This window comes from Albimonas sp. (assembly GCF_055129145.1).
Genome location: NZ_JBSRTQ010000073.1, coordinates 1 through 22,071 on the forward strand (window position 1 = coordinate 1; position 22,071 = coordinate 22,071).

The 22,071-nt window shown below is 69.9% G+C and carries 16 protein-coding genes; 7 read left to right on the forward strand and 9 right to left on the reverse strand.

Going from position 1 to position 22,071, the window contains the following annotated elements; all coding sequences use genetic code 11:
• Positions 1-52 precede the first annotated feature (52 nt).
• Positions 53-1,342 (reverse strand): urea ABC transporter substrate-binding protein, encoded by a 1,290-nt coding sequence (gene urtA, locus ACTB72_RS12655; RefSeq protein WP_463037355.1) that lies wholly within the window; start codon positions 1,340-1,342, stop codon positions 53-55.
• A gap of 349 nt (positions 1,343-1,691) precedes the next feature.
• Between urtA and ACTB72_RS12660 the strand changes: the two genes are divergently transcribed.
• The 6 genes from ACTB72_RS12660 (at position 1,692) to ACTB72_RS12685 (ending at position 10,796) form a co-directional block, all read left to right on the forward strand.
• On the forward strand, positions 1,692-2,276 hold the full coding sequence (locus ACTB72_RS12660; protein ID WP_463037356.1) for an ANTAR domain-containing response regulator: 585 nt from the start codon (positions 1,692-1,694) through the stop codon (positions 2,274-2,276).
• Positions 2,273-3,463 (forward strand): CmpA/NrtA family ABC transporter substrate-binding protein, encoded by a 1,191-nt coding sequence (locus ACTB72_RS12665; RefSeq protein WP_463037357.1) that lies wholly within the window; start codon positions 2,273-2,275, stop codon positions 3,461-3,463. Before ACTB72_RS12660 ends, ACTB72_RS12665 begins: the two co-directional genes overlap by 4 nt.
• Before the next feature lie 820 nt (positions 3,464-4,283).
• Entirely contained in the window at positions 4,284-6,716 is a 2,433-nt protein-coding gene (gene nirB, locus ACTB72_RS12670) for a nitrite reductase large subunit NirB (protein WP_463037358.1), read from the forward strand.
• 11 nt (positions 6,717-6,727) lie between these two features.
• The gene (gene nirD / locus ACTB72_RS12675; RefSeq protein ID WP_463037370.1) at positions 6,728-7,066 is read left to right on the forward strand and encodes a nitrite reductase small subunit NirD; all 339 of its coding nucleotides are present in this window, start codon (positions 6,728-6,730) and stop codon (positions 7,064-7,066) included.
• A gap of 77 nt (positions 7,067-7,143) precedes the next feature.
• Complete coding sequence (locus tag ACTB72_RS12680) at positions 7,144-9,792, forward strand: molybdopterin-dependent oxidoreductase (RefSeq protein WP_463037359.1); 2,649 nt, start codon at positions 7,144-7,146, stop codon at positions 9,790-9,792.
• On the forward strand, positions 9,789-10,796 hold the full coding sequence (locus ACTB72_RS12685) for a glycosyl transferase family protein (protein WP_463037360.1): 1,008 nt from the start codon (positions 9,789-9,791) through the stop codon (positions 10,794-10,796). Before ACTB72_RS12680 ends, ACTB72_RS12685 begins: the two co-directional genes overlap by 4 nt.
• Here the strand turns inward: ACTB72_RS12685 and ACTB72_RS12690 are convergent.
• From ACTB72_RS12690 to ACTB72_RS12720, 7 genes are all read right to left on the reverse strand, one after another.
• Positions 10,793-12,412 (reverse strand): dihydroxyacetone kinase subunit DhaK, encoded by a 1,620-nt coding sequence (locus tag ACTB72_RS12690; protein WP_463037361.1) that lies wholly within the window; start codon positions 12,410-12,412, stop codon positions 10,793-10,795. The genes ACTB72_RS12685 and ACTB72_RS12690 overlap by 4 nt on opposite strands.
• An 11-nt stretch (positions 12,413-12,423) precedes the next feature.
• Positions 12,424-13,419, reverse strand: coding sequence for an ABC transporter ATP-binding protein (locus ACTB72_RS12695; protein WP_463037362.1), 996 nt, complete (start codon positions 13,417-13,419; stop codon positions 12,424-12,426).
• The gene (locus ACTB72_RS12700) at positions 13,412-14,509 is read right to left on the reverse strand and encodes an ABC transporter ATP-binding protein (protein ID WP_463037363.1); all 1,098 of its coding nucleotides are present in this window, start codon (positions 14,507-14,509) and stop codon (positions 13,412-13,414) included. Before ACTB72_RS12700 ends, ACTB72_RS12695 begins: the two co-directional genes overlap by 8 nt.
• A 3-nt stretch (positions 14,510-14,512) precedes the next feature.
• Positions 14,513-14,713, reverse strand: coding sequence for a hypothetical protein (locus ACTB72_RS12705; protein WP_463037364.1), 201 nt, complete (start codon positions 14,711-14,713; stop codon positions 14,513-14,515).
• A complete protein-coding gene (locus tag ACTB72_RS12710; RefSeq protein WP_463037365.1) occupies positions 14,710-15,648 on the reverse strand; it encodes a carbohydrate ABC transporter permease in 939 nt (312 codons plus the stop codon). Before ACTB72_RS12710 ends, ACTB72_RS12705 begins: the two co-directional genes overlap by 4 nt.
• Complete coding sequence (locus ACTB72_RS12715) at positions 15,645-16,592, reverse strand: carbohydrate ABC transporter permease (protein ID WP_463037366.1); 948 nt, start codon at positions 16,590-16,592, stop codon at positions 15,645-15,647. The genes ACTB72_RS12710 and ACTB72_RS12715 overlap by 4 nt, the downstream gene beginning before the upstream one ends.
• 112 nt (positions 16,593-16,704) lie before the next feature.
• Positions 16,705-18,027, reverse strand: a complete 1,323-nt coding sequence (locus ACTB72_RS12720) for an ABC transporter substrate-binding protein (protein ID WP_463037367.1) — start codon at positions 18,025-18,027, stop codon at positions 16,705-16,707.
• 177 nt (positions 18,028-18,204) lie between these two features.
• On the opposite strand from ACTB72_RS12720, the gene ACTB72_RS12725 reads away from it, so the two are divergent.
• Positions 18,205-19,230 carry a LacI family DNA-binding transcriptional regulator gene (locus ACTB72_RS12725; protein WP_463037368.1) on the forward strand — a complete coding sequence of 342 codons (1,026 nt, stop codon included), beginning with the start codon at positions 18,205-18,207 and terminating at the stop codon, positions 19,228-19,230.
• A gap of 18 nt (positions 19,231-19,248) precedes the next feature.
• Here the strand turns inward: ACTB72_RS12725 and ACTB72_RS12730 are convergent, their stop codons facing one another.
• On the reverse strand, positions 19,249-21,780 hold the full coding sequence (locus ACTB72_RS12730) for a mechanosensitive ion channel domain-containing protein (protein ID WP_463037369.1): 2,532 nt from the start codon (positions 21,778-21,780) through the stop codon (positions 19,249-19,251).
• Positions 21,781-22,071 lie beyond the last annotated feature (291 nt).

Below are 22,071 nucleotides of genomic sequence, written 5' to 3' on the forward strand. Positions count from 1 at the left end.
TCTTGCGACCCCGCCCGCCAGCTTCGTCAGGCCGTCAGGCGGGCGGAGGGGTTCAGGAGCCCTGGCCGCCGCACTTGCCGGTGGCGGTGTTGAAGTTCCCGCAGGACATCGGCTTGCGCCAATCGGAGATCAGGTCCTTGGAGTCGGGCAGGAAATCCGACCACGCGTCGCCCGGAACCAGGCCGGGGGTCTCGAACACGGTCTCGAACTGGCCGTCGCCCTGGATCTCGCCGATCAGCACCGGCTTGGTGATGTGGTGGTTCGGCATCATCGCCGAATAGCCGCCGGTCAGGTTGGGCACGGCCACGCCGACCAGCGCGTCGATCACCGCGTCGGGATCGGTGGTGCCGGCGGCCTCGACGGCCTTCACCCACATGTTGAAGCCGATGTAATGGGCTTCCATCGGGTCGTTGGTGACGCGCTTGTCGTCCTTGATGAACGCATGCCACTTGGCGATGAAGTCGGCGTTCTCGGCGGTGTCGGCCGACATGAAGTAGTTCCAGGCGGCGAGGTGACCGATCAGCGGCTCGGTATCCAGACCGGCGAGCTCTTCCTCACCCACGGAGAAGGCGACGACGGGGATGTCGGTGGCCATCACGCCCTGGTTGCCGAGCTCCTTGTAGAACGGCACGTTGGCGTCGCCGTTGATCGTGGAGACCACGGCGGTTTTCTTGCCGGCCGAGCCGAAGGCCTTGATGTCCGACACGATGGTCTGCCAGTCGGAATGACCGAAGGGCGTGTAGTTGATCATGATGTCTTCGGGCGCGACGCCCTTGGCCTGCAGATAGGCCTCGAGGATCTTGTTGGTGGTGCGCGGGTAGACGTAGTCGGTGCCGGCCAGCACCCAACGCTCCACGCCTTCGTCGTTCATCAGGTAGTCGACCGCCGGGATCGCCTGCTGGTTCGGGGCGGCGCCGGTGTAGAACACGTTGCGCTGCGATTCCTCGCCCTCGTACTGCACCGGGTAGAACAGGATCGAGTTCAGTTCCTCGAACACCGGCAGCACCGACTTGCGCGACACCGAGGTCCAGCAGCCGAACACGGCCGACACGCCGTTGCCGGCGATCAGCTCGCGGGCCTTCTCGGCGAAGAGCGGCCAGTCGGAGGCGGGGTCGACCACGACGGCCTCGAGCTGCTTGCCCAGCACGCCGCCCTTCTTGTTCTGCTCGTCGATCAGCATGAGCATGACGTCTTTGAGCGTCGTCTCGGAAATCGCCATCGTGCCCGACAGCGAGTGCAGGATGCCGACCTTGATGGTTTCCTGCGCCTGGGCCGCGAGGGCCAGGGTCATGGTGGCGAGCGCGGTGGCGGCCCCCAGGAATGTTCTTCTGCCGAGTTTCATGGGCAACTCCCTATTTGTCTGTGCGTGTTGGCGCCGAACGGAGAGATTGCAAGCGCCGGGCCAACTTGCCGACGCCGGGTTCGAATGGGGCGATCATGGGGCGGGAGCGTCATGTTTCCGTCGCATGGCCTCTTGCCTGACGCCACGAAAGATGAACGGCGGGGCATTCCTGCGGGCGTGGCGCCCGCAAACTAGGCAGCGCACCGACTTTCGTGGGCAAGCGCTTGCGATCTCGGCATGCGTCGACCCGTCATGCCGCAGCGCGGCATTGACCGGACGGCCGCGCGGCGCCATGCCGGTGGACGCCGGGCCCCGACCGCCCCGCCCATAGGGCCGAAAGGAAGCCGCCTTGGCCAAGACCCTCAGGATCGCCGTGATCGAACGCGACCGCGAACGCGCGATGCTGATCGTCGACGGGCTGCGGGAGGCGGGCGACTACGAGATCTCGGTGATCGGCGACGACCGGGGCCTGTCGCGGCGCCTGCAGGCGCTCAACCCCGACGTGGTGCTCGCCGACCTCGAGAATCCGTCCCGCGATGTGCTGGAGGAGCTGACGCTCGCCTCCAGTCCGCTCGACCGCCCCGTGGCGATGTTCGTCGACCGCACCGATCAGGCCCTGACCCAGGCGGCGATCGAGGCCGGGGTCTCGGCCTATATCGTCGACGGCCTGCGCAAGGAGCGGATCAAGCCGATCCTGGATGCGGCGGTGGCGCGGTTCCACATGTTCGCCCGGATGCGCGCCGAGCTCGTCGCCACCAAGGCCGCGCTGGCCGAGCGCAAGACCATCGACCGCGCCAAGGGGTTTCTCATGAAGGCGCGCGGCATTTCGGAGGACGAGGCCTATGCGCTGCTGCGGCGCACGGCGATGGACCAGGGCAAGAAGGTGGCCGAGATCGCGCTGGCGCTGGTGACCGCGGCGGAGCTGCTCAAGTGACCGGACCGGGCGTGGTCGAGGCCGGCTTCATCCCGCTGGTGGACTGCGCGCCGCTGGTGGTCGCCCGCGAAATGGGTTTCGCGGAGGAGGAGGGGCTCGACCTCGTCCTGCGCAAGGCGCGCTCGTGGTCGGCGCTGCGCGACCGGCTGGCGCTGGGCGCGCTCGATGCCGCCCATATGCTGGCGCCGGTGCCGGTGGCGATGTCCATCGGGCTCGGCGGCGCGCCGGCTCCGCTCGATGCGCTGTCGGTCATGTCGGTCAACGGCGACGTCGTGGGCGTGTCCCCCGCCGTCGCCCGCCGGATGCGGGACGCGGGCAAGGGCGGCGAGATGCCGGACTTTCTGGACGCGCAGGGCGTCGGCCGCAGCCTGATCGGCGCGGTGGACGGGCGGCTGCGCCTCGGCGTGCCGTTCCCGTTCTCGATGCATGCGGAACTGCTCTATTACTGGCTGAACGCGCTCGGGCTGCAGGCGCCGCAGGCGCTCGACGTGCGCACCGTGCCGCCGCCGCAGATGGCGCAGGCGATGGCGGACGGCGAGATCGACGCCTTCTGCGTGGGCGAGCCCTGGGGTTCCATCGCCGTGGAGACGGGGGTGGCCGAGCTGATCCTGCCCGGCTCCGCCATCTGGGGCTTCGCGCCCGAAAAGGTGCTGGCCGTGCGCCGCGGGTGGCCGGAGGAGGCGCCGGAGAAGGCCCGGGCCCTGATGCGCGCCGTGTGGCGGGCGGGGCGGTGGCTGTCGGACCCCTCGCACCGCATCGCGGCGTCGGAACTGCTGGCCCGGCCGGACTACGTCAACGTCTCGGCCGAGATCATCGACCGGGCCCTGTCGGGGCGGCTCGTGGTGAATTCCCAGGGCGACGAACGCGCCGCCCCCCGTTTGCTGGAATTCTTCGACGGGGCGGCGACCTTCCCGTGGCGGTCGCAGGCGATCTGGATGGCGACCCGGCTTGCGGCGCGCAACGGGCTCGACCGGGCGGAGGCGGCGCGGGCGGCGCGCGACTGCTTCCGCACCGACCTCTACCGGGAGCATCTGGGCCCGATCGGCGCCGATCTGCCCGGCGCCTCGGAGAAGCTGGAAGGCGCGCTCGACGCCCGCACCGCCGTCGCCTCGGCCGCGGGGCGGATGATCCTGGGCCCCGACCGGTTCTTCAACGGCGAGGTCTTCGACCCCTCGGATACGCCCTGAGCCGCTGATGGCGCGGCGCGGGGGGCCGGCATGCGGGACATGCCGGGGCCGAGCGCCGGTTTCCCGGACAGCCGGGCCCTGGTCCGCGCCGGGATCGCGGAGCGGATGTGGCCGGCGCCCCCAGCGCGGCGCCCGCGGCCGCGCTGGCGCCTGATTTTCGCGCATGGATCGCCGACCGCCTCTGTTTCGCGCTTTTCGCTTGCGTTTGAGGAGGGATTCGAGCTAGCAAACACGCAGCGCAGGGCAACGATGTCCGGCGCGCCGAATATCCCAAAGTTCTGGGAACGCGGGCAAGGCTGCTCGATCCGACATGACCTTCATCGGTCGTGATCCGTGATCGTGCGGCCTTTTTTCGTTTTTCCCCTGAGCCGATGATTTCGGGGCCCGACATGGAGACTGCCGACATGACCTTTGCAAAAGGTGCGTCGACATCGCCCGCGCCTTCGCGCTGTCGCCGAAACGGCTGCGCCTCGAGGACCGGGTGATGTCGATGACCGAAGGGCCCCGGGCGACCATCGCAAGGCGATGCCGGTCGACCTGCCGCGCCCGCCCCGCCGCAAGGCTCTGCCGGGGCGCCCGGATGACGACGCCTGTCGGGAGGAAGTCCTGGGTTTTCTTCAGGACTGCGAGCGTCGCGACCCCAAGCTCGAAGCGGCGTCAGAGGAGAGGCGCATGACCTTCCTCCAGCGTCCGGTCCGGACCGGGCGCCGACCCCCGACACCGCATTCGTCCCTCGGGTCGAGGCTGCATCGGCCCCGCCCCATCGAGAAAAATCCAAAGCGACGGCCCATGCCGTCGCCCCTGCCGCGGAGTGACGGTCATGACGCAGAAACTGGTGGTCATCGGGGCTGGCATGGCCTCGGGACGGGCGCTGGAGGAGCTGTTCGCGCTCGCGCCCGAGGCATACGAGGTGACGTTGTTCGGGGCCGAGCCGCGCGGCAATTACAACCGGCTGATGCTGTCGCCGGTGCTGTCAGGCGAGAAGACCTACCAAGAGATCATCACCCATGACGACGCCTGGTATCGGGACAACCGCGTGACCTGCCGCTTCGGCGAGCCGGTGACCGGAATCGACCGCGCCCGCAAGGTGGTGATCTCCGCCGCGGGCGAGACGCCCTACGACAAGCTGGTGATCGCCACCGGGTCCCGGCCCTTCGTCATCCCGGCGCCGGGCGTCGACCTGCCCGGCGTCATCACCTTCCGCGATCTCGACGACGTGCTGAAGATGCGCGAAGCGGCCGGCGTCGCCGGCGCCCGCGCGGTGGTGATCGGCGGCGGGCTGCTGGGGCTGGAGGCCGCGGCGGGGCTGAGGATGCAGGGGATGGAGGTCACCGTCCTCCACCTGATGCCGCATCTGATGGAACGCCAGCTCGACCCCGCCGCCGCCTACCTGCTGCAGAAGGAGCTGGAGGGCCGCGGCATCGACATCCGCTGCAAGGCCAACACCCATTCGGTGGTCGGCGAGACCCGGGTCGAGGGCGTGAAGCTCGACGACGACACGGTGATCCCCGCCGATATGGTGGTGATGGCGGTGGGGATCCGACCGGATACGGCGCTGGCCCGCGAGGCCGGGCTCGTCTGCGGACGCGGCGTCCATGTCGACGACCGGATGATCACCTCGGACCCCGACGTGCTGGCGGTGGGCGAATGCGTCGAGCATGACGGCATGGTCTACGGGCTCGTCGCGCCGCTCTACGAAATGGGCAGGGTGCTGGCCCGGACGCTGGCGGGGCAGGCGGCGGAATACAAGGGCTCGGTGGTCAACACCAGGCTGAAGGTCACCGGGGTCGACCTGTTCTCGGCCGGCGATTTCGCCGAGGGCGACGACCGCGACGAGATCGTGTTCCGCGACCCGGCCCGCGGCGTCTACAAGCGCATCGTGCTGCGCGACGACCGGGTGATCGGCGCGGTGATGTATGGCGACGCCGCCGACGGCGCCTGGTTCTTCGGGCTGCTGAAGGACAAGACCGACGTTTCTGCCATGCGCGACATGCTGGTCTTCGGCCCCGCCTTCCAGGGAGGGACCCGGCTGGACCCTATGGCGGCCGTTGCAGCCTTGCCGGATGATGCGGAGATCTGCGGCTGCAACGGCGTGTGCAAGGGCTCGATCGTCAACGCGGTCGTGACCAAGGGCCTGACCTCGCTGGAGGAGGTGCGCGCCCATACCAAGGCCTCGTCCTCCTGCGGCACCTGCGCCGGCCTCGTCGAGCAGGTGATGGCGATGACGCTGGGCGCAGGCTTCGAAGTGAAGACGTCGAAGGCGATGTGCGCCTGCACCGAGCTGACCCATATGGACGTGCGCCGGCTGATCAGGACCAGGGCGCTGAAGTCGATCCCCGCCGTCATGCAGGAATGCGGGTGGAAGACGTCCTGCGGCTGCGCGTCCTGCCGCCCGGCGCTGAACTACTATCTGCTCTGCGACTGGCCCGGCGAATACGAGGACGACTACCAGTCCCGTTTCATCAACGAGCGGGTGCATTCCAACATCCAGAAGGACGGCACGTTTTCCGTGGTCCCCCGCATGTGGGGCGGATTGACCAACCCGCGCGAGCTGCGCGCCATCGCCGACGCGGCCGAGAAATACAATGTGCCGACGGTGAAGGTCACCGGCGGCCAGCGCATCGACCTGCTCGGCGTGAAGAAGGAGGATCTGCCGGCGATCTGGGCGGATCTCAACGCGGCCGGCATGGTCTCGGGCCAGGCCTACGCCAAGGGGCTGCGGACGGTGAAGACCTGCGTGGGGACCGACCATTGCCGCTTCGGGACCCAGGATTCCACCGGGCTGGGCGTGAAGATGGAGAAGGCTTTGTGGGGGTCCTGGACGCCGGCCAAGGTGAAGATGGCGGTCTCCGGCTGCCCGCGCAACTGCGCCGAGTCCACCTGCAAGGACGTGGGCGTGGTCTGCGTGGACTCAGGGTTCGAGCTGCATGTCGGCGGCGCCGCCGGCCTGCATGTGCAGGCGACGGCGCTGCTGTGCAAGCTGACCACGGAATCCGAGGTCATCGAATATTCCGCCGCGGTGATCCAGCTCTATCGGGAGGAGGCGCAATATCTCCACCGCCTCTACAAGTGGATCGATGTGGTGGGCCTCGATCACGTCAAGGAACGTGTGGTGGTCGACGCCGACAGCCGCAGGGCGCTGGCCGAGCGTTTCTTCCATGCGCAGAAATTCATGCAGAAGGACCCCTGGTCCGAACGCGCCGCCGACGGCGTGCACGCCCATGAGTTCAGGCCGATCGCGGAGGTGGCGTGATGGAGCTCATCATGTCGGACTGGGTGGATATCGGCGCGCTGGAGGATATTCCGGTGCGCGGCGCCCGCAAGGTGAAGACGCCCATCGGCTGCGTGGGCGTGTTCCGCACCGCGGCCAACGAGGTCTTCGCGCTGCTCGACGCCTGCCCGCACAAGGGCGGCCCGTTGTCGGAGGGGATCGTGCATGGCCGCGCGGTGACCTGCCCGCTGCATAACTGGGTCATCGCGCTCGACACCGGGATGGCGCAGGGGGCGGACCAGGGCGCGGTTCCCACCATCGCGGCGAAGCTGGAGCACGGGCGCGTGCTGATCGACCGCGCCGCCGTCACCCTGCGCGCCGCCGCCGAGTGAGCCCCGCCTTATGAACCTGGCCGCCGGGGCCAGCGCCGCGGCGGCGACGATCAAGCCATGAGCCAGGAGCGCCGCCGATGACCCGTCCCACCCGGACCGCCTGCCCCTATTGCGGCGTCGGTTGCGGCGTGCTCGCCACGCCGGACGGGCGGGGGGGCGCGGCCATCGCCGGCGACCCCGCGCATCCGGCGAATTTCGGGCGGCTCTGCGCCAAGGGCTCGGCTTTGGGGGAGACGCTGGCGCTCGACGACCGGTTGCTGTTCCCCGAGATCGGCGGCGCGCGGGCCGGCTGGGACGCGGCCATCGCGCTGACCGCCCGCAAATTGCGCGAGGCCATCGACGAATACGGACCCGACAGCGTCGCCTTCTACGTCTCCGGTCAGCTGCTGACCGAGGACTATTACGTCGCCAACAAGCTGATGAAGGGGTTTTTCGGCTCGGCCAACATCGACACCAATTCGCGGCTCTGCATGGCCTCCGCCGTCGCCGGCCATCGCCGCGCCTTCGGGACCGACACCGTGCCGACCTGCTACGAGGATCTGGAGCAGGCGGATCTGGTGGTGCTGGCGGGCTCGAACCTCGCCTGGTGCCACCCGGTGCTGCATCAGCGGATCGCGGCGGCGAAGGCGGCGCGGCCCGCGATGAAAGTGGTGACCATCGACCCGCGTCGCACCGCGACCTCGGACCTTGCGGACCTGCATCTGGGGCTGGCCCCCGGCTCGGACGCCGCCCTCTTCAACGGCCTTCTGGCGCGGATCGAGGCGGACGGCGCCATCGACGCGGGCTATGTCGCCCGGCATATGGATGGCCTGCCCGAGGCGCTGGCCGAGGCGCGCGCCTGGACCCCGCGGCGGGTGGCCGAGGTCGCGGGCCTGACCCTCGCCGAGGTCGAGGCCTTCGTTTCGCTCTGGGTTGGAACCGAGAAAGTGGTGACGCTGTGGAGCCAGGGGCTCAACCAGTCGTCGTCCGGTGCGGACAAGTCGAATGCGATCCTCAACGCCCACCTCGCCACGGGGCGGATCGGGCGGCCCGGGATGGGGCCGTTTTCGATCACCGGCCAGCCCAACGCGATGGGCGGGCGGGAGGTCGGGGGGCTGGCGAACATGCTCGCCGCGCATCTGGATATCGAGAACAAGGCCCATCGCGACGCGGTGCAGGGGTTCTGGGGGGCGCCCGTCATGGCCTCGACCCCGGGGTTGAAGGCGGTGGATCTTTTCGAGGCCTGCGCGGCGGGGCGGATCAAGGCGCTGTGGATCATGTCCACCAATCCGGTCGTATCGATGCCCGACGCCGACCGGGTGCGCGACGCGATCCGGGCGACGCCGTTCGTCGTGGTCTCCGACGTGGTGCGCGGGACCGACACCGGCGCGCTCGCCGACGTGCTCATGCCCGCCACGGCCTGGGGGGAGAAGACCGGGACGGTGACCAATTCCGAACGCCGCATCACCCGCCAGCGGGCCTTTCTGCCGGCGCCGGGAGAGGCGATGGCCGACTGGGATCAGCTCGCCCGCGTCGCCCGCGCCATGGGGTTTTCGGGTTTCGACTACGCGTCGGCCGCCGATGTGTTCCGGGAGCACGCGGCGCTGTCGACCCTCGCCGCGGGCCTCGGGCGCGATTTCGACATATCGGGGCTGGAGGGTCTGACCGACGCCGAATACGACGCGCTGGAGCCGGTGCAATGGCCGGTGACCAAGGCCGGCCCGCAGGCCCGCTTCTTCGCCGACGGGAAATTCTTCACCGAGACCGGGCGCGCCAGAATGCTGCCGATCACGCCGCACCCGCCGGCGAGCCGCCTCTCCGCCGCCTACCCGCTCCGTCTCAACACCGGGCGGGTGCGCGACCACTGGCACACCCTGACCCGGACCGCGAAGTCGCCCCGCCTGAGCCAGCACATCGCCGAGCCCTTCGCCGAGATCCACCCCGAAGACGCCGCCGCCGCCGGCATCGCGCCCGCAGACCTTGTGCATGTGATCGCGGCCGAGGGGCGGGTGACGGTGCGCGCGCTGGTCACCGACCGCACGCCGCGGGGCGCGATCTTCGTGCCGATGCACTGGACCGCGCAATGGGCCTCGTCGGGCCGGGTGGGTGCGGCGGTGCGCGCCTCGGTCGACCCCGTCTCGGGCCAGCCGGAGCTGAAGGGCGCCGCCGCGCGGATCGAACGCGCCGCCTTCGCCTGGCAGGGTTTTGCCATTTCCGCCAACCCGCCGCATGTGGCGGAGGCGGATTACTGGGCGCTGGCCCGGGCCAAGGACGGCTGGCGGGCGGAGCTGGCGGGCCGCGCCGTCCCCGCCGACTGGGCGGCCTTCGCCCACGCCCTCTTCGGGCTGGCGGAGGGCGAAGGCGAGATGGCGGCGCTGGAGGATCCGGCCCGCGGCCTCGCCCGGATCGCGGTGATCGCGCAGGACCGCGTGCTCGGCGCGCTCTTCGCCGGGCCCGGCCCGGTGGAGGTGGCGCGCGCCCATGTCGCCGCGGCGCTGGGCGAGGCCGCGGCCCCCGACCTGCTGGCGGGCCGCCCCGGCGCCGACCGGCCGGATCCCGGGGCCACGGTGTGCTCGTGCTACGAGGTCGGCGCGAACACCATCCTCGCGGCCATCGCGGCGCAGAACCTCGCGGACGTGTCGGCCATCGGCGAGGCGATCAGGGCCGGGAGCAATTGCGGGTCGTGCCGGCCGGAGCTTCAGGCGCTGCTTGACAAGGCCCGGGCCGGACGCAGCATGGCGGCATGAACGATATCCAGACCGACGACCTCGCCCCCTATGTCCGAATCCTCGGCCGCGGCCCCGGCCGGTCCCGCAACCTGACCCGCGAAGAGGCGGCCGACGCCATGCGCCTGATGCTGTCGGGCGAAGTCGCGCCCGAAAGCGTGGGCGCGCTGCTGATGCTGATGCGCTTCCGGGGCGAGAACCCCGACGAGATCGCCGGCTTCTGCGACGGCGCGCGGGCGAGCCTGCCCGACTGGCGCACGCTCGCGCCCGGCATCGACTGGCCGAGCTACGCCGCCGGAAAGTCCCGCGGGCTGCCGTATTTCCTGCTGGCCGCGAAGCTCTGCGCCATGGCCGGGCAGACGGTGATGCTGCACGGCTGGAATTCCGCCGCGCATATGCGGGCGGCCGCCGACCTGCGCGCCATGCTCGCCCCCATCGGCATCCCGGTGGTCGAGACGCCGGACGCCGCGCGAGAGGCGCTGGACGCGGGCGGCATCTGCTATGTCCCGCTGGAGATCATGTCCCCCGACCTCTACCGCCTTTTGCGGCTGCGCGACCGATTCGGGCTGCGGTCGGCGGTCAACACCACGCTCAGGGTGATGAACCCGTCGGGCGCGGCGACCTCGGTGCAGGGGGTGTTCCATCCGCCCTATCGGCCGCTGCAGGTGGCGGCCTCGATGCTGCTCGGTCAGGCGCGGCAGGTGGCGCTGAAGGGCGGCGGCGGGGAGTTCGAGCGCAATCCGGCCAAGCCCGTGACGCTCGAAGGCGTCATGGCGGGCGCGCGTTACGAGGCCGAGGCCGCGCCGCTGATCGACGAGACCCGCCGGCTCGCGGAAGCCGAGCCAGACCCGTCCGATCTCCCCGCGCTCTGGTCCGGCGCCCGTCGCGATCCGTTCGCGGAGGCCATCGTCACCGGCACCGCGGCCGCGGCGCTCTTCGCCGCGGGGCTCGCGCCTGATCTGCCCGGCGCCGAGGCCGAGGCGCAGCGGTTGTGGGAGGCGCGGCCCGCCGCGCAGGCGGCCTAACGGGTCAACTGCTCGAAGAGGCGCGCCACGGCCTCCGCCCCGGGGTCGACATGGCCCGCCAGCCGGTCGGCGGCGATATAGGCCGCCCGCCCGGCATTGGCCCGGGTCATCCGCGCGGTGGCGTCGGCGCCCTCGCGCGCCGCTCGCGCCGCCGCGGCCAGCCCGCCGCCCAAGGCGTCGAGCGCCGGTTCCAGCGCGTCGATCATGGTGCGGTCGCCGGGCTTCGCGCCGCCGATCTCCTTCATCCGCGCCAGCCCCGCCTTCAGCGCGTCCTGCGTGGTCAGCCCGCCCGAGGCCCCGTCGCCGACCGAGGCGAAGAAGATCGCCAGCAGCACGCCCGAAGAGCCGCCCATGGTCTGGCTCAGTTCCAGACCTATGGCGCGGAAGAGCTGGGTGTGATCGGCGAGCGGCAGGCGGTCCATCGACCCGATCAGCGCCCGCGCGGCGCCGGCGAGCGTGGACCCGGTGTCCCCATCCCCCGATTTCGCGTCGAGCGCATTGAGGTCCGCCTCCGCCGCGATCAGGATCTCGCAACACTTTCGCAGGAAGGCTTCGGTGGGCGCGTGGGAGGACGCAAGCGGCTTGATCGGGGTCAGCCCGTCGGGCAGGCGGCGGGTCTCCACCGGGCCGAGCGGCTTCGCGCCGGGCCAGGCGGAGATCGGGCAGGGCGCCGCCAGCAGGGCCGCGTCGCCCTCCGTCATCGGGCAGACCGAGACCGAGAAGCCGCGCATATCCAGCGAGGTCATCATCGCCGCCGGCCCGACCAGAAGATTGATGCGCGCGCCGATCTCCGACCTCGCCAGTTCGTTGGCCAGCACCGACATCTCCAGCGCCGAGGCCCCGCCGAGATTGTTCAGCAGCGCCGCATGCGCCCCCGGCCCCATCTTCGCCGTCAGCCGCGCCGCGATCATCGCCATGGCCTGCCCGGCGCTGTCGTAACCCACCTGCTCGACCCCCGCCTCGCCATGAATGCCGAGGCCCAATTCCGCCTGGCCCTCGGGAATGCGGGTCTCCTTCGGCGATCCGGGCACGGTGCAGGTGTCGAGCGACAGGCCGAGCGACAGGGTCCCCGCAATCACCCGCTGCGCCGCCGCCGTCACCGCGGCGAGGTCGCCGCCGGCCTCGGCCAGCGCGCCGGCCACCTTGTGCACGAAGAGCGTGCCGGCCACCCCGCGCGGCTGGGGCAGGTCCGGCAGGGCGATGTCGTCATCCACGATCACCATGGAGACCGACAGCCCGAAGGCGCGCGCCCGCTCCGCCGCGAGCCCGAAATTCAGTCGGTCGCCGGTGTAGTTCTTCACGATCAGCAGGCACCCCGCCTCCCCGGTCACCGCCAGGATCCCGGCCAGAACCGCGTCGACGGACGGCGAGGCGAAGACGTCGCCGCAGACCGCCGCGGTCAGCATTCCCGGCCCCACGAAGCCCGCATGCGCCGGCTCATGCCCCGAGCCGCCGCCGGACACCAGCGCCACGCGCCCCCGGTCCCAGTCGGCCCGGACCACCACCCGGATATGCGGGTAGCCGTCGAGCCGCGCCAGCGCGCCCCCCGAGGCGCGGATCACGCCGTCGATCGCCTCGGTGACGATGTCTTCCTTGCGGTTGATGAACTGGGTCATGGGGGTCTCCCTCAGGCGACGCGGGCGCCGGCGGCGTCGAAGTAGAACGGCTGGCGAGGGCGGATCGGCGCCACGTCGCCGGGGACGAGCGGGGTATGCGGGTCGGTCACCGTCACCAGCGCATGACCGCGGAAGCTCAGGTGCAGGCGGGTCTGGTCGCCGAGCCGCTCGACCCGGGTGACCACGCTGTCGGCCCCGGCCCCCTGCTCGATCTGTTCGGGGCGCAGGCCGATGGTGACGGCGCGGGGCGGGGCGTTCCCGAAGAGATCGGCGGGCAGCAGGTTGATGCGCGGCTGGCCGAGGCGGCTCGCGGCCTGGATGGACACGGGATTCTCGTAGACCTCCCGCGGGGCGCCGAATTGCAGAAGCCGGCCCTGGTCGAGCACGCCGATATGAGTGGCCATGGTCATCGCCTCGATCTGGTCATGGGTCACGTAGATCAGGGTCGCGCCGAACTCGGCCTGGATCTTCTTCAGCTCCACCCGCAGATCCGCGCGCAGCTTGGCGTCGAGCGAGCTCAGCGGCTCGTCCATCAGGTAGACCGCGGGACGGCGCACCAGAGCGCGGCCGATGGACACGCGCTGCATCTCCCCGCCCGAGAGGTTGGTCGCCCGGTTGTCGAGCTTGTGGGCGATCTGCAGCATCGAGGCGACCTCGGCCACCTTGCGGTCGATCCTGTCGCGCGGCGTGCGCAGCAGCGGGGATTTGAGCGGGAATTCCAGGTTTTCGCGCACGGTCATGTGGGGGTAGAGCGAGTATTGCTGGAACACCATCGCCACGTCGCGCTGGGCCGGGGTCAGGTCGTTGACGCGGGTCCCGCCGATGCGGATTTCGCCCGCGTCTGGCCGGTCGAGCCCGGAGACCAGGCGCAAAGTCGTGGTCTTGCCGGCCCCGGTCGGGCCCAGCAGCACCACGAAAGCGCCGTCGGGCACGGTCAGGGACATGTCATCGAGCGCGATCTGGTCGCCGAACCGGCGCGAGACGCCCGAAAGGGTCACTTCAGCCACGATCCAGCACCTCCCGGTTGGCGACGGAGCGCAGGGCGCGCCCGGTGGCCCGGTCGAACAGGGTCAAGGTGCGCCGGTCGAAGTCGAGCCCGGTCTGGTCGCCCGGCCGGATCGGCTGGTCGGAGGGGGCGCGGGCCTTCACCAGGCCGTTCGCCGTGTCGAAGGTGACGATCTGGGTGGCGCCGAGATATTCGGTGGCGAGCGCCCGGCCCCGATAGGGCGCCGCATCCGAAAGACTCACATGCTCGGGCCGCACGCCGAGCGCCAGCGCGCCGGAGGCGGCGTCGAGGTTCTGGGGGATCGCCACCGCCACCCCGTCGAGCGTGACCGAGGTCGCCCCCGCGCCCACCTCGCCCTGAAAGGGCAGGGCGTTCATCGGGGGCGAGCCGATGAAATTCGCCACGAAGAGGGTGGCGGGCCAGTCGTAGATCTCCTGCGGGACGCCGAACTGTTCGACGACGCCATGGTTCATCACCACGATCTTGTCGCCCATCTGCATCGCCTCCAGCTGGTCATGGGTCACGTAGATCGTCGTCGCCCCCATGCGGTCGTGGAGCGCGCGCAGCTCCTCGGCCATATGCTCGCGGAACTCGGCGTCGAGCGCGCCCAGCGGCTCGTCCATGAGAAAACATTTCGGGTTGCGCACGATGGCGCGGCCGAGCGCCACCCGTTGGCGGTCGCCGCCCGAAAGGCCGCCGACCGGCTTGTCGAGGATGTCCATGATTCCGAGGATCGCCGCCGCCTCCTCGACCTTCGCCCGCACCTGCGCCCGTTTCATGCCCTGCGAGACCAGCGGATAGGCGATGTTCTTGCGCACGTTGAGATGCGGGTAGAGCGCGAACATCTGAAACACGAAGGCGATGTCGCGCTGCGAGGCGGGACGCTGGCCGACCTCGTCCCCGTCGATGAAAATTTCGCCCGAGGTCGGCAGCTCCAGCCCCGCGATCATGCGCAGCGTGGTGGTCTTGCCGCAGCCGGACGGGCCGAGCAGCATGAAGAACTCGCCGTCCTCGATGGTGAAGCTGGAGGACCGAAGGGCCGTGAACGCGCCGAATGTCTTGCGCAGGTTGCGTATCTCGATCCGGGCCATGCGCTACTCCGGGAAATGGCTGACGACGATGAACATCACCGTGCCGGCCAGCGTGACGAGGAACGACCAGGTGAAGAGCGCCAGCGCGAAAGGCTGCATCAGCATCACGACGCCGAGCGCGATGAGCCCGGTCGCCAGCAGCTCCCACGGGCCCCGGCGCAGGCGGAGAAGGCCCCCGACGAAACGGGTGAGAAATCCGGTCATTTGCGCACCGCCCCGAAGGTGATCCCGCGCAGAAGATGTTTGCGGAGCAGGATGGTGAAGACCAGCACGGGGGCGAGGAACAAGGTCGCCCCCGCCGCCACGGCCGGCCAGTCCTGGCCGCCCATGCCGATGATGGTCGGGATGAACGGCGGCGCGGTCTGCGCGGCGCCCGAAGTCAGCAGCACCGCGAAGGCGTATTCGTTCCATGCGAAGATCAGGCAGAAGATGGCGGTCGAGGCGATGCCCGTCGCCGCCTGCGGCAGCACCACCTTTCGGAACGCCTGAAAGCGGGTGTAGCCGTCGATCAGCGCGGCCTCTTCGTATTCGATGGGGATCTCGTCGATGAACCCTTTCAGAAGCCAGACCGACAGGGAGAGGTTCACGGCCGTATAGAGGAAGATCATGCCGAGATGCGTGTCGTTCAGCCCAAGCTCCCGATACATGAGGAAAATCGGGATGGCGACGGCGATGGGCGGCATCATCCGCGTCGACAGGATGAAGAACATCAGGTCGTCCTTCAGCGGAACCTTGAAGCGCGAGAACGCGTAGGCGGCGAGGGCGCCGAGGAAGACCGACAGAAACGTCGACCCGAAGCCGATGATCACCGAATTCAGAAACCGCTCGCCGTAACGGGACGGCCCGGCGATCACCATGTCGTATTCGCGGACGATGGCGTCGTACCAGGTCTCGGGCGGGGGCAGGGCCGCCAGCGTCTCGGGCGTCACCCTTGTGCGGGTGGTGAAGAGGTTGACGTAACCCTCCATCGTCGGCTCGAACAGGATCTTGGGGGGATAGGCGATGGCGTCGGAGGGCGACTTGAAGCCGGTCGCCACGATCCAGATCAGCGGCAGCAGCGTGACCACCGCGTAGAGGATGACCAGCCCGCCCGCGATGCGCTTCTGGTTGGCGGACGGCTCGGTGACCGAAAAGCTCATCGTTCCTTCACCTTGTTCAGCGCCTTCACGTAGATCGAGGCGAGCCCGAACACCGTGACGAACAGGATCACGGCGTAGGCCGAGGCGTAGCCGGTGCGCCATTTCTCGAAGGCCTCGCGCTTGAGGTCGATCGAGGTCAGCGTGGTGGTGTTGCCGGGGCCCCCGCCGGTGAGCTGGACCACCAGGTCGAACATCTTGAAGTTCTCGATGCCGCGGAAGAGGACGGCGAGCATCAGGAACGGCAGGACCATCGGGACGGTCAGCGTCCGGAACTGCCGCCATTTCGAGGCGCGGTCGCATTCCGCCGCCTCGTAGATCGAGTCCGGAATGGACCGCAGGCCCGCGAGGCAGATCAGCATGACGAAGGGCGTCCACATCCAGGTGTCGACGATGACGATGGCCCAGGGCGCGAGCGCCACCTCGCCGATCATCGAGAAACCGGTCGGATCAGCTCCGGTCAGGAAAGCGATGGCGTAATTGAAAAGGCCGATCTGGGGTTGGTAGAGGAAGGTCCAGAAGTTCCCCACCACGGCGGGCGACAGCATCATCGGCAGCACGATGATCGTGGTCCACAGGTCGGAATGGCGGAATTTTCGATGGATCAGCCAGGCCAGCGCGAAGCCGATCAGCACTTGCAACGCGATGGTCCAGAACAGGAAATGCGCCGTGGCTTGCATGGTCGCCCAGACGTCCTCATCGGTCAGGATGCGGATGTAGTTGCGCAGCCCGATCCACTCGACCTCGGCGTTGGGGCGGTTGGCGCGGAAGTTGGTGAAGCTCAGCCGGATCGTCCAGATCAGCGGGAAGATGTTCACCGCCAGCAGCAGGAAGATCGTCGGGGCCACGAAGATCCAGGCGATGGCCCGGTCGGACAGGCCGCGGATACGTCGCGCGGCGCGGGGCGGGGTGGCGCGTGCGGCGCGCTCCATCGCGGTCTCGGACATGAGACGTCCTTCCGGGCGTGGCTCTGGGGGGAAGGGCGGGCGGCTGGGGCCGCCCGCAGGTCGCCGGCCCTTGAGAAAAGGGGCCGGCGAATTCGCGGTGGGCAGAGGGGGCTCAGAGCTTGCCGTCGTCCTCGAAGACCTCGGTCCAGTCCTCGACCAGCCCGTCGAGCGCCTCCTGCGCGGTGCCTTGCCCGGCGATGGCGTATTTGTGCATCCGCGCCTGCATGGCCAGCAGCAGCGAGGCATAGGACGGCTCGGCCCAGAAGTCCTTCACGATGGCCATGGAGTCGAGGAAGGTCCGGGCGTAGGGCTGCGAGGTGGCGAAGCCAGGATCCTCGACCACCGCCTTCAGCGCCGAATAGCCGCCGAGCGCCCACCACTTCTTCTGCACCTCCGGCTGGGCGAACCATTTGATGTAGTCGAGCGCGGCGTCCTGATGCTCGGAATACGACACCACCGAAATGCCCTGACCGCCGAGCTGGGCGAACTGGCCCGCGGGGCCGGCCGGGTTGGCGAAATAGCCGGACTTGCCGCCGCCGACATTCGGGTCGGCCTCCACTCCCGGCCAGATGAAGGCGAAGTTCATCTGCAGCGCGACCTGGCCGGATTTGTAGGCGTCGATGTCCTCGGACATGTACCAGTCGGACGATCCCGGCGGCGTGCAGCAGTCATAGAGCGCCTTGTAGTATTCCAGGCCTTCCACCGCGCCGGGCGAGTTCACATAGCCGTCGAGCTTGTAGGGGTTTTCGGGGGATCCATACTGGAACCCGTAGTTGTAGAGCGCGTTGGTCACGCCCATGGTTATGCCCTCGGACCCGCGTTCGGTGTAGATCGCGGCGCCGTAGACGGTCTTGCCGTCGATCTCACGGCCTTGGAAGAAGGTCCCGATGTCCTTCAGCTCCTCCAGCGTCCTGGGCGGCGCGAGCGGTCGGCCGTAGGTCTTCTGGAACTCGGCCTGCAGCTCCGGCTTCTCGAACCAGTCCTTGCGATAGGTCCAGCCGACCACGTCGCCGAAGGCGGGCAGGGCCCAGTAATTCGGCGTGCCCTTGGGCCATTCGGAATAGCCGGTGACGGTGGCGGGGATGAAGTCGTCCATGGAAATCTGGTTGACGTCGAAGAAGTCGTTGAGCTTGATGTAATGCCCGGCCTCCGCCCCTAATCCGATCCATTGGCTGTCGCCGATCATCAGGTCGCAGAGCTTGCCGCCGGAGTTGAGCTCATTGAGCATCCGGTCGGCGAAATTCGGCCAGGGCACGAATTCGAAGCTCATCTTGTGGCCGGACTGGGCTTCGAAATCCTTCGACAGCTCCACCAGCGCGTTGGCGGGGTCCCAGGCCGCCCAGCACAAGGTCAGGTCCGCCGCGATCGCCGAGCGGGCCCCGAGGGCCGATGCCAGCGCGATCGCGGTCACGGAAAGTCCGTTCGCGGCTTTCATGTTCCGATCTCCTCCCAGAGCGTCGCCGCGACTTGGTTGCGCGACTCGTTGCGACGGAATTGGTAACTGAGGGGCGTACCTCACGTAAAGATATTTCTGAGGCACGTGCCTCAGGGGTGCTTTCCTCTGCGCCCGGGAATGCTAGACAAGAAGATCCCGACCGCCGGAAGGACAGGCATGCGACCGACGACCAAGGATCTGGCCCGCGCCGCGGGGGTGAGCCTCGCCACCGTGGACCGCGTGCTCAACGACCGGCCCGGCGTGCGGGCGGGCACCATCGAGCGGGTCAACGACGCGATCCGCACGCTCGGCTTCGTGCGCGACATCTCGGCCGCGAACCTCGCGCGCCGACGCGACTACCGGTTCCTGTTCGTGCTGCCCGAGACCGAGGGCCGCTTCATGTCCGGCGTGGTCGGGCGCATCGACGAGGCCAACCGGGCTTTCGCGCTCGAGCGGGTCCATGCCCGCGTCCTGCGCATCGCCGAGACCGACGCCCATGCCATCGCCGCCAGCCTCGACGGGCTCGATCCGGAGGCGGTCGATGGCGTGGCGATCATGGCCCCGGCCTCGCCCCAAGTGCGCGACGCCATCGACCGGCTGCGCAGGCGCGGGGTGTCGGTGGTGGCCTTCATCTCCAAGCAACCCAACGCGGAGCGGAGCCGCTTCATCGGCATCGACAACCGCGCCGCCGGCCGCACCGCGGCCCGCCTGATGGGCCGCTTCTGCGGGCCAGGGGCCGCGGGCGCGCTGCTGGTGGTGTGCGAGACCATGCAATTGCTCGATAATCTCGAACGCAGGCTCGGCTTCGACCAGGTGATCAACGAGGTTTTCCAAGGCCTGCGAGTCACCCCGTCGCTGGAGACCTGGGGGGACCCGGAGCGGACCCGCTCGGTCCTTTCCCACGCGCTCGCCAACGTCGCCGATCTGCGCGGGATCTACGTGATGAGCTCGGAGGCGGAGCGGGTGCTGGACCCGCTCGCCGCCCTGATCGACGTCTCACGCGTGGTGATCGTGGCGCATGAGCGCACGCCCTGCACCGAGGCGGCGCTGCGCTCCGGCGCGGTGGATGCGGTCATCACCCAGGACTCAGGCCATCTGGTGCGCAGCGCCCTGCGGGTGCTGCGCGCCAGCGTCGACGCCCGCGACCCGCTGGAAAGTCAGGAGACGGTGCGGATCGAGATCCTGGTGCAGGACAATCTCTGACGGCCCCGGGACTGGCCGTCAGGTCTCGTCGTCGTCGGGCATGTCGCGATCCGTGCCCGATGAAAGATCCGAGCCCGGGCTTTTGGGGGCCCGGGTCCGCTTCTTGTCTTCCGGCTCCGGTTCCGGTTCCGGGGCCGCCTCGATGGCGCGGGGGGCGAGCGCCACGGCCATGGCGTTGGCCGCGGTCTCGGCGTCGTCGCGCACCATGTGCAGGGCCGGTGCGGAGCCGTCCTTGTTGATCCCGAAATACATGGTCTGGTGCGGGAACGGGATCTCGATCCCGCGGGCGTCGAACACCTTCTTCACCCGCTCGTTGATCGCGCGCAGCAGGCCCCACTGCTTGCCCGGCAGGGTCTTGACCCGGCAGCGCAGCACCACGGCGCTGTCGCCCAGCGCCTGCACCCCGAACCATTCCAGCGGCCCGGTGGTCTGCACCGCGAAGGCGGGGTCGGTCATCAGCTCGTCGAAGGCGTCGACGATGGCCTGCTTGGCCTCGTCGATGTCCTCGCGATAGGCGATGCCCATGTCGAACACCGCGAAGGAGAAGTCGCGCGTCAGGTTCGACACCGCGTCGACCGAACTGAACGGGATCAGGTGGAAGGTGCCGTCCAGGTCGCGGATCGAGACGGAGCGCACGGTCAGCTTCTCCACCCCGCCGGTGATGCCGTTGGCGGTCACCACGTCGCCGACGTTCATCGCGTTCTCCAGCTGGATGAACACGCCGGTGATCACGTCCTGAACGAGCTTCTGGGCGCCGAAGCCGATGGCGAGGCCGAGCACGCCGGCCGAGGCGATCAGCGGCGCGATGTCGATGCCGAGCTCGCTGAGCGAGAACATCAGCGTGATCACCGCCAGCAGGATCGTCGCGGCGTTCCGCAGCAGGCTCAGCAGCGTGGTCTCGCGCGGGGTCGGGGCCGCGCCGACATCGGGGTTGAGCCGCCAGTCGATCCACGAGGTCATCGCCAGCCACACCGCGAAGGCCCCGATCAGGATCATCGCCACGCTGACCAGCCCGGCGGTCAGCCGCACGCCCAGATCGGTGGCGAGCCAGTCGCCGAGCTGGGTGATCCCGGCCACCTGCAGCGCCCAGAGCAGGATCGAGGCGACCACCAGCACGCGGACCAGCAGCAGGATCTTGGGCACGAAGGCGTTCAGCCGCCGCTCCAGCAGGGGCAGGGTGGAGGTGGCGCGCTCCGGCAGCCGCACCCCACGCCGGGCCCAGGTGGCGAGCATGTGGTTGATGATGATGCCGATCACGATCGCCGCCACCACCTGGCCCGAGGCCTGGAGCACCGGGAACAGCACCCCGCCCGGGCGGATCAGCACGATGACGAAAAGCGCGAGCAGGTAGATCATCACCGGGATGTGCCAGAGCCGGGCGAGCCCGCCGAAGGTCCGCCCGCTCTGCGCGTCATTGGGGGTCAGCCAGGCGGCGACGTCGCGGCGGTGGCGCAGGGTGGCGGCCATGGCGAGCAGCACCACCGTCAGCGACACCACGGTCCCGAGGGCCGCGGCCGCGCGCCAGCCGATCTCCTGCGCCACGATCGGGGCGGCGAGCAGGTGGCCGTAGCCGAGGATCCCCGCCGCCGCGGTCAGCCGCCAGGCCAGCGCCTGGGCGCCGCGGTCGGGGAACGGGATCAGGCGCAGGGCGCCGGTGTCGGGGCGCAGCGCGAAGCGGATGACGATGCGTGCGATCTCGATCGCCACGAAGGCGTTGAGGTAGAGGGTCTGGCGCAGCCCGATCTGGCCGGGGGCGCCCATGGCCAGCGTGACGATGGCGTAGCCCGCCGCCCAGGCCGCGAGCACGATGACCGCGTCGAGCGCCGCCACCGCAAGGCTGAGCATGAGCGTGCGCAGCCAGCCGGCGCCGATCCCCTGGACGCCCAGCTTGCGGCGGAGCGGCCGGGCCGCGAGGCGCAGCAGCACGAACACCGCATAGGTGGCGATGATGGCCGCGGCCAGCTCCTGCAGCGCGCCGAGAATCACGCCGGGATCGGCGACGCTGCGCAGCTCCGCCAGGCGCGCGGGGGCGAGGGAGATCTGGTTCCAGAGCCCGAAGGCGAAGTCGGCGACGGTCTCGGCCATCTGCTGGGTCAGTTCGGCGGCCTGCCGGCCGAGCGCCACGGTCTCGTCCCGCACATCGCCGGAAGCGGCGGCGGGGGTCGTCGAGGCGTCGGTTCCCGACGTGGCGGTCCCCGACGTGGCGGAGCCCTGGCTGGCGGTCCCTGTCGCGCCCCCGCCCCCGCCCGCGGCGCCGGCGTCGGACTGGCGCAGGGCGCCGATCAGCTTGTCGCGCGCCGCCGGGTCCTCCAGCACGCGCAGCAGCGCCGCGGCGGGGTCGTCAGCGGGGTCGGCGGCGGGGTCGGCGGCGGCCGTGTCGGAGCCCGCACCGGACGGGGTCTCTTCCGACGCCGGCCCCGATCCGCCGACCCCGCCCAATCCGAACTGCGCCTGCCCGGGCGATGCGACGAGGCCGAAGATCAGGCTGAGCGCGACGAGGAGCGCGGCGGGCAGGGCGCGCAGCGGGCGAAGGGGGGCGGGTCGGGTCAAACGTCGTCTCCGGGGCAGGGGTCGTCGGCGAGGTCATGCGCGGCCGTTGGCAGGTCCGCCCGCGCCGGGCTGGGCCGCGCGCATGGCGGGGGGCAACCTAACGCGCGACGGGCGAATGTCACCCCATGCGCGGCGCATGGCCTTGCGGCGGGGTCGGGTCGGCCCGATCGCCGCGCCGGCGCCGGCCGGCGCCCGAGCCCCGCCCGATCCGCCCCCCCCCCCGATCCGCCCCGCCCGATCCGTCTCCCCCCGGATCCTGGACGCGCCGAAACCCGCCCGCGCCCGTCGCCG

Excerpts from the sequence above, each read along its gene's own strand:
- urtA (WP_463037355.1), bottom strand. The coding sequence starts at position 1,342 with ATGAAACTCGGCAGAAGAACATTCCTGGGGGCCGCCACCGCGCTCGCC.
- nirB (WP_463037358.1), top strand. The coding sequence starts at position 4,284 with ATGACGCAGAAACTGGTGGTCATCGGGGCTGGCATGGCCTCGGGACGG.
- nirD (WP_463037370.1), top strand. The coding sequence starts at position 6,728 with ATGTCGGACTGGGTGGATATCGGCGCGCTGGAGGATATTCCGGTGCGC.
- ACTB72_RS12680 (WP_463037359.1), top strand. The coding sequence starts at position 7,144 with ATGACCCGTCCCACCCGGACCGCCTGCCCCTATTGCGGCGTCGGTTGC.
- ACTB72_RS12685 (WP_463037360.1), top strand. The coding sequence starts at position 9,789 with ATGAACGATATCCAGACCGACGACCTCGCCCCCTATGTCCGAATCCTC.
- ACTB72_RS12690 (WP_463037361.1), bottom strand. The coding sequence starts at position 12,412 with ATGACCCAGTTCATCAACCGCAAGGAAGACATCGTCACCGAGGCGATC.
- ACTB72_RS12700 (WP_463037363.1), bottom strand. The coding sequence starts at position 14,509 with ATGGCCCGGATCGAGATACGCAACCTGCGCAAGACATTCGGCGCGTTC.
- ACTB72_RS12705 (WP_463037364.1), bottom strand. The coding sequence starts at position 14,713 with ATGACCGGATTTCTCACCCGTTTCGTCGGGGGCCTTCTCCGCCTGCGC.
- ACTB72_RS12710 (WP_463037365.1), bottom strand. The coding sequence starts at position 15,648 with ATGAGCTTTTCGGTCACCGAGCCGTCCGCCAACCAGAAGCGCATCGCG.
- ACTB72_RS12715 (WP_463037366.1), bottom strand. The coding sequence starts at position 16,592 with ATGTCCGAGACCGCGATGGAGCGCGCCGCACGCGCCACCCCGCCCCGC.
- ACTB72_RS12720 (WP_463037367.1), bottom strand. The coding sequence starts at position 18,027 with ATGAAAGCCGCGAACGGACTTTCCGTGACCGCGATCGCGCTGGCATCG.
- ACTB72_RS12725 (WP_463037368.1), top strand. The coding sequence starts at position 18,205 with ATGCGACCGACGACCAAGGATCTGGCCCGCGCCGCGGGGGTGAGCCTC.